Source organism: Streptomyces sp. NBC_00876 (assembly GCF_045207435.1).
Lineage (GTDB): Bacteria > Actinomycetota > Actinomycetes > Streptomycetales > Streptomycetaceae > Streptomyces.
Genome location: NZ_CP108800.1, coordinates 1,188,912 through 1,202,517, shown reverse-complemented (window position 1 = coordinate 1,202,517; position 13,606 = coordinate 1,188,912). Strand labels below are relative to the sequence as shown.

General features: G+C 71.6%; 12 protein-coding genes. 6 read left to right on the top strand and 6 right to left on the bottom strand.

Annotation, left to right across the window (positions count from 1 at the left end; all coding sequences use genetic code 11):
* Window positions 1–64 precede the first annotated feature (64 nt).
* Window positions 65–985, top strand: a complete 921-nt coding sequence (locus OG782_RS05225; RefSeq protein WP_406448216.1) for a LysR family transcriptional regulator — start codon at window positions 65–67, stop codon at window positions 983–985.
* Between the two features lie 93 nt (window positions 986–1,078).
* Here the strand turns inward: OG782_RS05225 and OG782_RS05220 are convergent, their stop codons facing one another.
* Entirely contained in the window at window positions 1,079–1,609 is a 531-nt protein-coding gene (locus tag OG782_RS05220) for a pyridoxamine 5'-phosphate oxidase family protein (RefSeq protein ID WP_406448215.1), read from the bottom strand.
* Between the two features lie 110 nt (window positions 1,610–1,719).
* On the opposite strand from OG782_RS05220, the gene OG782_RS05215 reads away from it, so the two are divergent.
* Window positions 1,720–2,370 (top strand): cysteine hydrolase, encoded by a 651-nt coding sequence (locus tag OG782_RS05215; protein WP_406448214.1) that lies wholly within the window; start codon window positions 1,720–1,722, stop codon window positions 2,368–2,370.
* Window positions 2,371–2,385: 15 nt separating this feature from the next.
* On the opposite strand, the gene OG782_RS05210 is transcribed toward OG782_RS05215, so the two are convergent.
* The 4 genes from OG782_RS05210 to OG782_RS05195 form a co-directional block, all read right to left on the bottom strand.
* Window positions 2,386–2,847, bottom strand: coding sequence for a Rieske (2Fe-2S) protein (locus OG782_RS05210; protein WP_406448213.1), 462 nt, complete (start codon window positions 2,845–2,847; stop codon window positions 2,386–2,388).
* A gap of 73 nt (window positions 2,848–2,920) precedes the next feature.
* Complete coding sequence (locus OG782_RS05205) at window positions 2,921–5,086, bottom strand: prolyl oligopeptidase family serine peptidase (RefSeq protein WP_406448212.1); 2,166 nt, start codon at window positions 5,084–5,086, stop codon at window positions 2,921–2,923.
* 223 nt (window positions 5,087–5,309) lie between these two features.
* The gene (locus tag OG782_RS05200; RefSeq protein WP_406448211.1) at window positions 5,310–6,917 is read right to left on the bottom strand and encodes an MDR family MFS transporter; all 1,608 of its coding nucleotides are present in this window, start codon (window positions 6,915–6,917) and stop codon (window positions 5,310–5,312) included.
* Between the two features lie 153 nt (window positions 6,918–7,070).
* Window positions 7,071–7,676 carry a TetR family transcriptional regulator gene (locus tag OG782_RS05195; protein ID WP_406448210.1) on the bottom strand — a complete coding sequence of 202 codons (606 nt, stop codon included), beginning with the start codon at window positions 7,674–7,676 and terminating at the stop codon, window positions 7,071–7,073.
* 239 nt (window positions 7,677–7,915) lie between these two features.
* Here OG782_RS05195 and OG782_RS05190 point away from each other — a divergent pair, with 239 nt between their 5' ends.
* A complete protein-coding gene (locus tag OG782_RS05190; RefSeq protein WP_406458864.1) occupies window positions 7,916–8,746 on the top strand; it encodes an IclR family transcriptional regulator in 831 nt (276 codons plus the stop codon).
* A gap of 362 nt (window positions 8,747–9,108) precedes the next feature.
* On the opposite strand, the gene OG782_RS05185 is transcribed toward OG782_RS05190, so the two are convergent.
* Window positions 9,109–9,672, bottom strand: a complete 564-nt coding sequence (locus OG782_RS05185; protein WP_406448209.1) for a flavin reductase family protein — start codon at window positions 9,670–9,672, stop codon at window positions 9,109–9,111.
* A gap of 319 nt (window positions 9,673–9,991) precedes the next feature.
* Between OG782_RS05185 and OG782_RS05180 the strand changes: the two genes are divergently transcribed.
* The 3 genes from OG782_RS05180 to OG782_RS05170 are packed head-to-tail and all read left to right on the top strand — an operon-like array spanning window position 9,992 to window position 13,592.
* The gene (locus OG782_RS05180; protein ID WP_406448208.1) at window positions 9,992–10,858 is read left to right on the top strand and encodes an alpha/beta fold hydrolase; all 867 of its coding nucleotides are present in this window, start codon (window positions 9,992–9,994) and stop codon (window positions 10,856–10,858) included.
* Entirely contained in the window at window positions 10,855–12,558 is a 1,704-nt protein-coding gene (locus tag OG782_RS05175; protein ID WP_406448207.1) for an FAD-binding protein, read from the top strand. The genes OG782_RS05180 and OG782_RS05175 overlap by 4 nt, the downstream gene beginning before the upstream one ends.
* Window positions 12,555–13,592, top strand: a complete 1,038-nt coding sequence (locus tag OG782_RS05170; protein ID WP_406448206.1) for a 2Fe-2S iron-sulfur cluster-binding protein — start codon at window positions 12,555–12,557, stop codon at window positions 13,590–13,592. The genes OG782_RS05175 and OG782_RS05170 overlap by 4 nt, the downstream gene beginning before the upstream one ends.
* Window positions 13,593–13,606 lie beyond the last annotated feature (14 nt).

Genomic DNA, 13,606 nt, shown 5'->3' with positions numbered 1-13,606 from the left:
ATGGCGAATCAGATCTCGTAGCACAAGTGAGATCTTGTATGGCTGTTCGCGTAGCATCGCTTACATGTTGAACCTGGAGCGCCTGCGCACCCTGGATGCCCTCGCCAGGCTCGGTTCGGTCAGTGGCGCCGCCGAGGGGCTGCACGTCACGACGTCGGCAGTCTCGCAGCAGATGGCGAAGCTGGAACGCGAGGTGGGCCAGCAACTCCTCGCCAGGAGCGGCCGCGGCGTCCGGCTCACCGACGCGGGCCGGCTGCTCGCCGACCATGCCGCCCGGATCCTCTCCCAGGTCGAGCTCGCCCAGTCCGACATCGAGGCCCAGCGGGGCCAGGTGGTGGGCGAGATCCGGCTCGGTGCGTTCCCCACCGCGGCCCGCGGCCTGTTTCCGGCGACGCTGCTCGCCCTGCGCGCGGCCCATCCCGAACTCCGGGTGCGCACCCTGGAACTGGAGCCCGAGGCCGGGATCCAGGCGGTCTTCCGGGGCGACCTCGATCTCGCGGTGGTGCTGGACTGGAGCAACAAGCGGCTGCCGGTGCCGGGCGGTCTGGCCCGCGAGGAACTGCTCGACGACGCCCCGGACATCGCGATGCCGGCCGGTCATCCCCTCGCGGAGCAGGACGAGGTCGATCTGGAGGACTTCGCCGACGACGACTGGGTGTCCTGGCCCGAGGGTGAATTCTGCTACGACTGGCTGATGTTCACCCTCCGCTCCAGGGGAATCGAGCCGCGCATCGCTCACCTCGCGGGCGAGCACCACACCCAGCTCGCCCTGATCGCCGCCGGAATGGGGGTCTGCGTGGCGCCCCGGCTGGGCCGCGGGCCGGTGCCCGACGGGGTGCGGCTGGTGCCGGTGCGGCAGAAGATGCGGCGGCACGTCCACGCGGTATGGCGGGCGGACGCGGACCGGCGTCCTTCGATCAGGGCGGCGGTCGCGGCGCTCCGGGAGGCCGGGCGGAGGCTGAACGATCCGCTGGGGGACGTGTAGCGGCCGGGGGTCTCCGGCCGCCCGCGCGCGGGCACCGGGGCTCAGACGTTCAGACGTTCAGGTGCTCACGCCCCGGGCGTGCGCCTCAGGCGTTCACGCTCCGGTGGCTCCGGTGGCTCCGGTGGCTCCGGTGGCTCCGGTCGGTCCGGTAGCTCCGGTCGGGCCGGTCATTTTGCCGAAGTCCCAGGATGTGACGGAACCGGGGGTGAGCCGCAGCCAGGCGTGCCGTCCGTCGTGCGGCATCGTGTCCATGTCGAAGTACTTCGCCGCGAACAGCCGCTCAGGGACGGTGAGTTCCGGGCACGGCTCACCGGTGCGCGGGGCTTCGCCGACGAAGACGGCGTCGCCCGAGAGCTCGATGCCGCGCAGTTCCCCGTACTCCACCCCGTCGTCGACGACCACGGCGATCTTCGGGTCACGGCCCAGCTGCGACCAGCGCAGGCTCCGGGTGATGGAGTAGAGCCACAGCGAGGTGCCGTCCCAGCAGAACCACAGCGCCCCGACGTGCGGGCGTCCGTCCTCGCCGACTGTGGCGACCCGGCAGGTGCGCTGTCCGGCGAGGTAGGCGTCGCGCTCCTCGTCCGTCATCATGATCCGGCGGCCCCGCCGCTGACTGACGGCCATGGGAAGCCCCCTCTGATAGCTGACTATGTGTCAGAAATCATGGGGCCTCTTCCTTCATCGCGCAATGGAGGTTAGCCTCGCGCGCCGATCCGTCACCGAGAGGGGCAGCCGTGCCGTCCAGGGAACAGCTAGCCGAGCAGACCGATCCGGCCACCACCGTGCTGCTGACGGTGGAGTGCCAGCAAGGTGTGGTGGGGCCCGACAGTGCGCTGCCCGAACTGGCCAGGGAGGCCAGGTCCTCCGGGGCTCTGCACAACGTCGCGCGACTCGTCTCCGCTGCCCACGAGGCGGGTGTCCAGGTACTGCACGCGGTGGCCGAGCGCCGTCCCGACGGCCGCGGCGCCAACCACAACGCCCGTCTCTTCCGCGCCGCCGGCCGGCTCCCCGTCCAGCAGCATTCCGGCACCACGGCGGTCCGGATCGCCGAGCCCATCGAGGTGGCCGACGAGGACCTGGTGGTCCGCAGGCTGCACGGGCTCTCGCCGATGGCGGGAACGGACGTGGACGCGCTGCTGCGCAACCTCGGCTGCCGCACCCTGATCGTCACGGGGGTATCGGCCAACGTGGCGATCCCCAATGCAGTCTTCGACGCGGTGAACCTCGGCTACACGGCGGTGGTTCCCTCCGACGCCATCGCGGGGGTGCCGGCCGACTACACCCCCGCGATGATCCGCAACACCCTCGCCCTGGTCGCCACCGTGACCACGACCGACGACCTGCTCGGCTGCTGGCTGAGCGGACGGGCCAGGGCGCGCGGGTGAGGCCGGGCGGACGCGCTATGACGCGAGGCTGATCGAGTCGCCCTGGACCGTGATCGCGGTCGCGGGCAGCGGCGTGGTGGCCGGACCCGTTCTCACCTCGCCCGTCGCCACGTCGAACTTGCTGCCGTGACACGGGCAGTTGATGGTGCCGTCCGAGACGCTCGAGACCGCGCACCCCATGTGCGTGCACTTGGACGAGAACGCCTTGAACTCACCGGCCGCCGGCTGCGTCACCACGACCCCCTGCTCCGTGAAGATCTTCCCGCCCCCCTCCGGGATGTCGGCGGTCTTCGCGAGAACGGCGCCCCCGCTCCCGCCCCCCTCCCCGCTGTCATCGGCCTGCTTGACGACACCGGAACCGGCCGGCTCGTTCGAACTGCCGCACGCGGTGAGTACGGCGGCCACGGAGACGGCGCCGGCCGCTGTCACTACGGTCCGGCGTCCGAGACGGACCTCGTGGTCCTGCGATGCGCTCATGCTGGCTTTCCCTTCCGCGATGTTCTTGGTTCCGACGCTTCGCCCAGGGGTACGCACAGCCGGCACCCCGTGTTCAAAGCCCGAGGGACTTCCTCAGGAAATCCCGCTCCAGCAGCAACAGACCGCTGACCGTCCGTTCCTGGCTGACCATGTGGCCGGCCCCGGACAGCGGCAGCACCGTGTGCGGCCGCCCAGCGGCGAGCAGTGCTGAGGAGAGCCGCAGCGTGTGGGCCACGGCCACATTGTCATCGGCAAGTCCGTGCACCAGCATGAGCGGCCGGGTCAGGGCGGCGGCCTCGTCCAGCAGGGAATTGCGGGTGTAGTTCTCCGGCAGCACATCCGGGTGGCCGAGGAACCGTTCCTCCCAATGGGTGTCGTAGAGCCGCCGGTCGGCCGGCGCGGCGCCCGCCACCGCCGCGTGGAAGACCTCCGGGTGCCGCAGCACGGCGGCTGCCGCCAGGTACCCGCTGAACGACCAGCCGCGCATCGCCACCCGGGTCGGGTCCAGCTCCGGGTGGAGCGCGGCAGCTGCGTGCAGGGCGTCTATCTGGTCCTCCAGAACGGCCGTCAGACGGTCGCCGTGCACCGACTTCTCCCAGGCCTCACCGCGCCCCGGAGTGCCCCGCCCGTCGGTGACCAGCACCGCGAATCCCTGCTCCGCGAACCACTGGGCGACCGCGACCCACCAGGTCCGCACCTCCAGGACGACCTGCATGCCGTGGCCCGCGTACGGGCTGAGCAGCACCGGCAGCGGGCCGTCGTCCGGCCGGTGCCACGACGGCAGGTACAGACGGCTGCGCAGTTCCCGCTCGCCCAGGCTCAGGGCCAGCGGCCGCGGGGTGACCAGTGGTTCCTCTGCCAGGACCGCGATGGTGCCCACGCGTGCGCCGGCGCGCAGCACCGTCACCGTGTGGCCGTCCGGGGTCCTGCTCTCGAGCACCACGGCCGGACCGCCGACCGAGGCCGTGTGCACGCCGGGTGCGTCGGTGACGCGTACAAGGCCTTCCCCGGGCGCGTCGACGGCGTACGACCAGACATGGACCTCGGTCGGTTCCTCGCCGGCGGTGAAGTAGACCCGTCCGTCCGCCGCGCCGATCACCTCGCGGACCTCCAGACCTGCCGGCGTCGTGATGTCGCCGATGGCAAGCCCCTGGGTGTCGCCGCCCGGCCGTGCGGGTACGACGAGCGCCCCCGAGGCGAGACGCAGAGGTGTGCCCGGACGCAGGGCGACCCAGGCCGGGTCGTGTGCCCGGTGCGCCGTGCGGGTCGCGCCGGACTCCTCGTCCACCTCCAGGACATGGACCGACCGCTGGTCACGTGTCTGCACCGAGACCAGCAGCCCCCCGCCGTCCCAGCCCGCCGCCACGACGTACTCGAACTTCGGATCCGTCCACGCGGCCGCGGGGTGGTCCTCGCCGGCCGCCGCGGGCAGCCGGACGCCGACGCGTTCCCCGGTTACGCGCACCAGATGCAGGGACACCTCCGCGTTCGCCGTGCCGGCGGCCGGATACGCCACGGCACGGGGCGGCCGCTCGGGGTCCGAGGGGTCACTGATGTAGCGGCGCCCGACCCCGGCCGTGTCCACCCGGGCCACCAGCAGCGCATCGCTCCGCGGCGACCACCAGTAGCCGCGTGAGCGGCCGATGGACTCCTGCGACACGTAGTCGGACAGTCCGTACGTCACCTGCCCGCCGTCCGGTTCGGCGAGCGGCCGGTCGTCCTCGCCGTCGGGCCGTACGGTCCGCAGCGCACCGCCGGACACGTACGCGATCAGGGAACCGTCGGGCGAGGGGCGGGGGTCGACGACCGGTCCGGCCGTCGGTACACGACGCGGCGTGCCGCCGTCCGTGCGGAGCACCCACAGGACGCCCTGGAGTGCGAACGCCACCAGCCGCGCGGACGCGTCGGTGGCGTAGGACACCACGCCCGAGGAGGTCACGCGGGCCCGCTCCCGCCGTGCCTGCTCCTCCGGCGGCACCTCGCCCGGAGCCCCGTCCGCGAAGCCGGGCCCGAGCGGATCGGCGAGCATCCGCTCCGCACCGTTCTCGTACAGCCAGAGCCGGCTGACCGGGTCGGTGCCCGATGTGCCGCGGACGAACAGCACCCGTTCGCCGTCGGGGGAGACGCTGAACTGCCGCGGCACGCCGAGCGAGAAGCGCCGGGTACGGGCGAACTGGAGGGGGAAGCGGTCCACGGCAGTCGCGCGCGCGTCGGAGGACGCGTCGAAGGGGGGAGTCATGGCGACACCATGACAGGTGGAAAACCGCTCGATCCATCCCGGTCCGACCCCATATGATGCAAGGCTCTCTTCGGGGTGCGTGGCAACCGGGTGCGTGGCAGCGGGGTGCGTGGCAGCCGGGTGCGGAGATACGGAGCCTGCCCGCCCCCGCACGCAGAAGCCCCGCATCGGTACGCGGCGAGGCGCGTGCCGATGCGGGGCTCCGGTGACCGTGTGCCGGCGGTCAGTTCGTCGAGGCGGCGGGGGACTTCGCCGCAGCGGCGCTCTCCTCCGCGAGCCGCTCCATGCCGCTCTGCGTCTTGAGCGGCTTCTCCTTGATGAACAGCACCGCGATCAGGGCGAGGAACGCGAAGGGCGCACCGATCAGGAAGACATCCGCGGTCGCGACGCCGTACGCGTGCTCGACCACCTGCCGGGCCGGTTCGGGAAGGGTGCTGAGGTCGGGAACACCGTGCCCGGCACCGCCGTTGTCGGCTGCCCCGCCGAAGCCCTTCTCCATCTCCGAGGCCACCCGGTGACCGAGGACGGCACCCAGCGCGCTCGTACCGATCGCGCCACCGAGGCTGCGGAAGAACGACAGCACCGAGGTCGCCGCGCCGAGCTCCGAGGCGGGTACATCGTTCTGAGCGGCCAGCACCAGGTTCTGCATCAGCATGCCGACGCCGACACCGAGCACGACCATGTAGAGGCTGAGCAGGCCGAACGAGGAGTCCGCGCCGATCGTGGACAGCAGGCCCATGCCCGCGGTCATGATGACGCCGCCCGCGATCAGGAAGCCCTTCCACTTGCCCCGGGCGGAGATGATCTGCCCGGCGACGGTCGTGGAGACCATCAGACCGAGGATCATCGGCAGGCTCATCAGGCCCGCGGCGGTCGGCGTCTTGCCGAGGGAGATCTGGAAGTACTGCGAGAGGAACACCGTGCCGCCGAACATGGCCACGCCGACCAGCATGCTCGCGACCGTCGTCAGGGCCACCGTGCGATTACGGAAGATGTCCAGCGGGATGATGGGTTCCTGGACCTTGGACTCGACCAGGACCGCGGTGGCCAGCAGGACGACGCCTGCGGTGACAAGTGCGGCGGTCTGCCAGGACGCCCAGTCGAACTGGTTGCCCGCCAGGGTCACCCACAGCAGCAGGGCGCTGACGCCGCTCATGATGAGGACGGCGCCGAGATAGTCGATCTTGACTTCCCGGCGGACCGTCGGCAGCTTCAGGGTCAGCTGGAGCAGCACGATGGCGAGCAGCGCGAACGGCACACCGATGAAGAAGCACCAGCGCCAGCCGAGCCAGGAGGTGTCCACGAGCACGCCGCCGATGAGCGGTCCCGCGACGGTGCCGACGGCGAAGACGGCACCGAAGATGCCGGAGTAGCGGCCGAGTTCACGCGGCGGGATGATCGCCGCCATCACGACCTGGGCGAGTGCGGTGAGCCCGCCCGCGCCGATGCCCTGCACGACACGGCTGACGATGAGCAGCCCGACGCTGTGCGAGAAGCCGGCGACGAGTGAGCCGACGACGAACATCGACAGTGAGAGCTGGATGAGCAGCTTCTTGTCGTACAGGTCGGACAGCTTGCCCCAGATCGGGACGGTCGCGGTCATGGCGAGGAGCTCGGCCGTGACGACCCAGGTGTACGAGGACTGGCTGCCGTTCAGATCGGCGATGATCCTGGGCAGGGCGTTGGAGACGACGGTGGAGGCCAGGATGGCCACGAACATGCCGGCCATCAGGCCCGACATGGCCTGGAGTATCTGGCGGCGCGTCATGCCGGACGCGGGCCCCTCGGTCGCACCGGCGGTGCCGGTTTCGGGTGTGACGGCAGCGGTCATCGGCTGACGTTCCTCATTCTCTGGTGACTGGTTCTGCGGTGACTGGTTCTGCGGTGCGTGGTTCTGTGTGTCTGGTTCTGCGTGTCCGAATGACTGGTGACTCGGTGAGAGACACCGGTGCGGGTCTTGTGGGTGCTGCGGGCCGTCCGGTCCTCAGGCCTTCAGTCCGGTGGCCAGTGAGGCGAACGCCTCGCGGTGGAGGCTCTGGAACGTGCGGGTGCGGCCGGAGGCGACCCAGACCTCGACCGCGGCGCGCAGGGCGGCGATCGCCACGTGCGCGAGGAGCCGGGGCTGGAGATCGGTCTCGGGGTCCTGGCCCAGCCGCTCGGCCACGACCGCGATCAGCGCGCGCTCGTCGGCGCCCTGGGCGGCGAGGAAGCCGGGGAGCAGGGAGGGGCTCGTCCGGAGCACCGTCATCTGGAGTGCCCAGCGTTCGTGGTCCTCCTCGATGTGGGCGAGTTCCCGGGCGAGCGCCTCGCTGAGGGCGTCGAGCGCCGTGAGGTGCGCCGGGGCGTTGAGTACCGCCTGACGGGTCCGCTCGGCGTGTTCCTTGCCGGGGCGGGTGATCGCGTCCTCCAGGCACGGGAAGTAGTTGAAGAACGTGCGGACGGAGACGCCGACCGCATCGGTGACCGCTTCCACGGTCACGTTCTCGATCCCGCGGTCCGCGGCCATGCGCAGCGCCATGTCCGCAAGGGCGTCACGCGTCGCGCGCTTCTTGCGTTCGCGCAGCCCGAGGGGCGGTTCGTCGGCACTCATGAAGGTGCATGCTATGCAATTTTGCATCACAGGCAAAATTCCTCCCGGGGTGCCGTGTGGGGCGTCCGTGCCCGGCCGGGCGAAATCAGGCCGTGCGCATGTCTTCACTGGGCTCGGGGGGCGCTGTTACATTCCGGAAAACAAGAATTCATTTCAGTCTGTGACTGGAGGCTCCCATGACGGCTGTCCAAGAAGCTCCCCACGCGCAGGTCCCGGGTCGTCGCGAGCTGCCACCGTCGATGGTCGAGCGGGTGACGCTGATCATGGACGTCTTCGAGGGCCGGGCGGCCCGGCTGTCCCTGGAGGAAGTGGCCCGGTCCACCCACCTGCCGAGGTCGACGGCGCACCGGATACTCGATCAACTGGTGCGGCTGCGCTGGCTCGAACACACCGGACTCGGCTACGGACTCGGGCGCCGCGCCCTCGGTCTCGGCGGCGGGGACGGCGCCCACGGCAGGATCCGCGAGGCCGCCGCCGCCCGGCTGCACCAGTTGCAGATCAGGACCGGCCTGGTCGTCCATCTGGCCGTCCTGGACGGGGCGGAGGTGCACTACCTCGACAAGGTCGGCGGCCGATTCGCCGCGACCGTCCCCTCCCGCGTCGGCGGCCGGGCCCCCGCCCATTCGACCGCACTCGGCAAGGCCATGCTGGCCTGGCTCGAACCGGAGGACGTCGAGGCCAGGGCGGCCGAGTCCATCGGCCGTCTGACGCAGCGCACCATCGCCGACCTCGGCACCCTGCACCAGGAACTCAACCGCATCCGCCGCCGGCACGGCCTCGCCTTCGAGCGCGGCGAGTGCTTCCCGGACATCTCCTGCGTCGCCGCCGCGATCCGCGGTCCCGAGGGGCCCGTCGCCGCGATCTCCCTGGTGGGGGACGCCTGGTCCCCGCTGGAGAAGGTGGCGCCGCTGGTCGTGGACGCGGCCCGGCAGGTGTCGCGCGAGCTGTTCCCCGAGCGGGAGACGCCGGTCAGGGGTGCGCGCCGGGAGGCGGCCGTGCCGGAGGAGACGTGGTCCCCGCAGGCCATGGACCGGCTGCTCGCCACGGGCCAGTACGGCGACTGGCAGTAGGCGGGGCGGTACGGCGACCGGCAGCGGACCGCGGGCGGGGACGCACGCGCCTCGGTGCCATGGTCGGGGCGCGCGTACGTACGCATGGGGAACGGTCCACGGCCGGGAGCGCGCATGTACAGAACGGGCCACGGCCGGGAGCGCGCATGTACAGAACGGGCCACGGCCGGGAGCGTGCATGTACAGAACGGGCCACGGCCGGGAGCGCGCATGTACAGAACGGGCCACGGCCGGGCGCGTGCATGTACAGAACGCGCCACGCCTGGGCGCGCGCGTGTACGGACCAGGCCACGGCCGGGGCGCGCGCGTATACGAAACGGGCCCGGGCCCGGGGCGGTTGACCGTCGTCGTCCCCCGCCCCGTCACCCCCAGTGGTCGCCCCAGCTCCACGGGTCGGGGAGCGCCGCCGGGCTCCCGACGCCGAACCCGCCGCGGAAGAAGAGCATCGGCTGCCCGTCGCTCACGGTCTCCAGGGCGAGGACCCGGCCGATCACCACATCGTGGTCGCCCGCACTGTGCACGTCGTACACATCGGCGTGCACCCGGGTCAGGACGCCGGGCAGCGACGGCGTTCCCCAGCGGGAGACCTCCCAGTCGAGTCCCTCGTACTTGAGGCCCTTGCCCGACCCGAACCGGCCGCAGAGATCCGCCTGTTCCTCGGCCAGGATGTTCACGGCGAACCGCCCCGACTCCCTGATCCTCGGCCATGCGCGCCCCCGGTGGTCGGCGCAGAACAGGACCAGGGCCGGTTCCAGGGAGACGGACGCGAAGGACTGGCAGGCGAAGCCGGCCGGCACACCGTCCCGGCCGATCCCCGTCACCACCGTGACTCCGGAGGCGAAGCTCCCCATCGTGCGCCGCATCCGCAGGGGTGTCGGCTCGGTCTCCTCGCATGCCTCGGGCGCGGAAAGGGACTCTGCGGTCATGGGGTTCACCTCGAGGGGGACGGTGCGGTGGTGTGCCCGGGACCGGGCAGGTGGCCGAAGGTAGGACACCGGTCAGACCCGCCGGGAGCCCGTTCCCGATCAGTGGAACGCCCCCGGAAGCGGGCCGCCGGAGGCCGTCCCGGCCCCCGTGACGCCAGGCATCCCGCTGACCGGGACGGCCGCCGCGGGGCCCCGCGGGCCGTGGCTACCGTCCAGGAACCGTTCACACGGCACCCATGGGCCACCCAGGGACGGCGACCGCCCGGACCCATCGGGTCATCAGGGCCACCGAACACCGAGGTCAACCGAGGCAGGGATGATGACGGAGCTGAGTCACGACTCCACACTGCGCGAACTCGCTACCGATCAGGGCGTGTTGCGCTACCACGAGGCCGGTGACGGCCCGCCCCTGCTCCTGCTGCACGGATCCGGCCCCGGGGTCACGGGCTGGCGCAACTACCGGCACAACCTGGGTGCGTTCGCCGAGCACTTCCGCTGTCTCGTCCTGGAGTTCCCAGGATTCGGGGTCAGCGACCCGGCCGACGGCCACCCCATGGCGACGGCCGCCTCCTCCGTGACCCGGTTCCTGGACGGGCTCGGACTGGACCGGGTCGACATCATCGGCAACTCCATGGGCGGCATCGTCGGCACCCGGTTCGCGCTCGCCCACCCCGACCGGGTACGCCGCCTCGTGACGATCGGCGGCATCGGCCGGAACCTGTTCGGCCCGGGGCCCGGCGAAGGCATCAAGCTGCTCACCGAGTTCACCGACGCACCGTCCCGCGAGGGCCTGGTGCGCTGGCTGAACTCCATGGTGTACGACCGGTCCCTGGTGACCGAGGAGCTCATCGAGGAGCGGTGGGCGCAGGCCACCGACCCCGAGACGCTCGCCGGCGCCCGCCGGATGTACGGCAGCGAGGCGTTCACCGCAGGTGCCGCGGCCGCCGCCGCGTCCGACGAAGCGCCGTACTGGGCCATGCTGCACCGGCTCCGGGCGAAGACCCTGCTCACCTGGGGCCGCGACGACCGGGTCAGCCCGGTCGACATGGCGATCCTGCCGATGCGCGCCATCCCCGACGCCGAGCTGCACATCTTTCCCGACTGCGGGCACTGGGTGATGATCGAACAGAAGGCAGCCTGGGAGAGCGCGGTTCTCGCCTTCCTCACCCTCAAGGACGCGGCATGAGCGCCGCGGCCCGGGGAGCCTGGGACGAGGAGTTCGACTTCGTCGTGGTCGGCAGCGGCGGCGGCGGCATGACCGCCGCACTGACCGCGGCCGACAGCGGCCTGAGCACCGTCGTGGTCGAGAAGGGCCACAAGTACGGCGGCACGACCGGGATCTCCGGCGGTGGCATCTGGATCCCCAACAACCCCACCCTGCGGGCCCGGGGCCACGACGACAGCGACGAGTCCGTACGCCGCTACCTCGACCGGCTCACCGGGAACCGGGTACCGGCCGCCCGTCTCGACGCGTACGTGGGCCAGGGACCTGCCGCGATGGCGCTGCTCGGGAAGAGCCGCTGGATGAGGTTTTTCTGGGTCAAGGGCTACGCCGACTACCACCCCGAGTACGAGGGCGGACGACCGCTCGGCCGGTCCGTCGAGGCGCTGCCCTTCGACACCCGCAAGCTCGGCGAGGACGAGGAGCACCAGCGGCCCAACAGCCTCAAGGGCCCGCTCGGACTGTGGATCACCGCGAAGGACTACCGGGACCTCGCCATGGTCAAGCGGACCTGGCGCGGCCGCTGGGCCTCGGTGATCGCCGCCTGGCGGGTCTCGTCCAACATGTTCCGCCGCCGCCACATGGCGACCGGCGGGCGGGCCCTGGTCGCGCGCATGCGCATGGCGCTCAAGGACGCGGGCATTCCCGTATGGCTGCGCAGCCCGATGACCGGACTCGTCACCGACGCGAGCGGCAGGGTCACCGGCGTCGTCGTCGAACGCGACGGCCGGGCGGTACGGGTCGGGGCCCGGCACGGGGTGCTCCTGGCCACCGGCGGGTTCGACCACAACCAGGAGATGCGCGAGAAGTACCTGCCCGAGGGCGGCCGGGACAACCACAGCGCGGGAGCCGTCGAGAACGTCGGTGACGGCATCGTCGCAGGACAGGCACTCGGGGCCGCCCTCGACTTCATGGACGACGCCTGGTGGATGCCGTCCGTCCACCATCCCGCCGGAGCGACGATCCCGCTGGTCTCCGAGCGGTGCATCCCCCCGTCGGTGATCGTCTCCGGCAACGGCCGGCGCTTCACCAACGAGTCCTCGCCCTACGTGAACTTCGTCCACGACCAGCTCGAGGGCGGGCACACACCCGCGTGGTTCGTGATGGACGCCAAGGCCCGCGCCCGCTACCCGTTCGCCCAGATCCTGCCCGGCATGCCGTTCCCCCGGGCGTTCTACGAGAACGGCACCGTGCACCGGGCCGGCAGCCTCGCGGAACTCGCACGCAAGGCCGGCATCCCCGAGGACGCGCTCACCGCCACCGTCGAACGGTTCAACGGCTTCGCCAGGGCCGGCAAGGACACCGACTTCGGGCGCGGCGACAGCGCCTACGACCGCTACTACGGCGACCCGACGCTGAAGAACCCCAACCTGGACGAGCTCGACAGGGCCCCCTACTACGCGATCCGGATCGAGGTCGGCGACCTGGGCACCAAGGGCGGCCTCGTCTGCGACGAGCACAGCCAGGTGCTGCGCGAGGACGGCTCCGCCATCGCCGGGCTGTACGCCACCGGCAACACCTCCGCGTCCGTGATGGGCAACGAGTACGCGGGACCCGGCGCCACCATCGGTCCGTCGATCGTCTTCGGCTACCTCGCGGCCCGGCACGCCGCCGCCCGCGCGGCCTCGTCCCGGGAAGCCCGCACCGCCGGAGGCGCGTCGTGAGACCAGTTCCGCTGACCGTGCGCGTCGTCGAGGTCATCCGGGAGACGGCGGACGCGCACTCCCTGGTCCTGGAGCCCTCCGACGAGCACCGGGACAAGTTCGCCTACGAACCCGGCCAGTTCCTCACCGTGAAGGTGCCGTCCGACCGCCCCGGCGGAGCCGCCCGCTGCTACTCGCTGTGCAGCTCCCCGGTGCGTGACCGGCAGCTGAAGGTCACCGTCAAACGCACCGCGGGAGGGTACGCCTCCCACTGGATCTGCGACCACGTCACCGAGGGCGACACCCTGGAGGTGCTGCGGCCCGCCGGCACCTTCACCCCCGGCTCGCTCGACGGCGACTTCCTGCTGCTCGCCGGGGGCAGCGGCATCACCCCGGTGATGTCGATCCTCATCTCCGCCCTGCACGCCGGGACCGGGAACGTCACCCTCGTCTACGCCAACCGGGACGAGCAGTCCGTGATCTTCCGCGACGGACTGGCCGCCCTGGCACGGGAGTACGGCGACCGCCTCACGGTCCTGCACTGGCTGGAGTCCGTCCAGGGCCGGCCCACCGCGTCCGGCCTGCGGGCCCTCGCCGGCCCGTACGCCGGACGCCCCGCCTTCGTCTGCGGGCCCGGTCCCTTCATGGACCTGGCCACCGGCGCGCTCACCGGACTGGGTGTGCCACCGCGCCTGATCACGGTGGAGCGGTTCACGTCACTGTCCGGCGATCCGTTCGCGGAGCGCGAGCCCGGGGCCGGCCAGGACGCCTCCGGGCCGGTCAGCACGGCCGAGGTTGAGCTGGACGGGGCCCGCCGCACCGTCGCATGGCCGCGGGAATCGCCCCTGCTGGACGCGCTGCTCGCCGCCGGGCTGGACGCTCCGTACTCCTGCCGGGAGGGCAGTTGCAGCGCCTGCGCCTGCGTCCTCGTCAAGGGCGAGGTGGTCATGGAACACAACGAGGTCCTCGACGCGCAGGACCTCGCCGACGGGCTGATCCTCGCCTGTCAGGCGCGCCCGGTCAGCGACCGGCTGCACGTCTCCTACGACGGCTGACCTCCCCAACTCCC

What these genes read in the sequence shown, in the direction of transcription:
- OG782_RS05185 (WP_406448209.1), bottom strand. Translation starts at nt 9,672, where the DNA reads ATGACCGCAGAGTCCCTTTCCGCGCCCGAGGCATGCGAGGAGACCGAG.
- OG782_RS05210 (WP_406448213.1), bottom strand. Translation starts at nt 2,847, where the DNA reads ATGAGCGCATCGCAGGACCACGAGGTCCGTCTCGGACGCCGGACCGTA.
- OG782_RS05200 (WP_406448211.1), bottom strand. Translation starts at nt 6,917, where the DNA reads ATGACCGCTGCCGTCACACCCGAAACCGGCACCGCCGGTGCGACCGAG.
- OG782_RS05220 (WP_406448215.1), bottom strand. Translation starts at nt 1,609, where the DNA reads ATGGCCGTCAGTCAGCGGCGGGGCCGCCGGATCATGATGACGGACGAG.
- OG782_RS05175 (WP_406448207.1), top strand. Translation starts at nt 10,855, where the DNA reads ATGAGCGCCGCGGCCCGGGGAGCCTGGGACGAGGAGTTCGACTTCGTC.
- OG782_RS05225 (WP_406448216.1), top strand. Translation starts at nt 65, where the DNA reads ATGTTGAACCTGGAGCGCCTGCGCACCCTGGATGCCCTCGCCAGGCTC.
- OG782_RS05195 (WP_406448210.1), bottom strand. Translation starts at nt 7,676, where the DNA reads ATGAGTGCCGACGAACCGCCCCTCGGGCTGCGCGAACGCAAGAAGCGC.
- OG782_RS05180 (WP_406448208.1), top strand. Translation starts at nt 9,992, where the DNA reads ATGACGGAGCTGAGTCACGACTCCACACTGCGCGAACTCGCTACCGAT.
- OG782_RS05190 (WP_406458864.1), top strand. Translation starts at nt 7,916, where the DNA reads ATGGTCGAGCGGGTGACGCTGATCATGGACGTCTTCGAGGGCCGGGCG.
- OG782_RS05205 (WP_406448212.1), bottom strand. Translation starts at nt 5,086, where the DNA reads ATGACTCCCCCCTTCGACGCGTCCTCCGACGCGCGCGCGACTGCCGTG.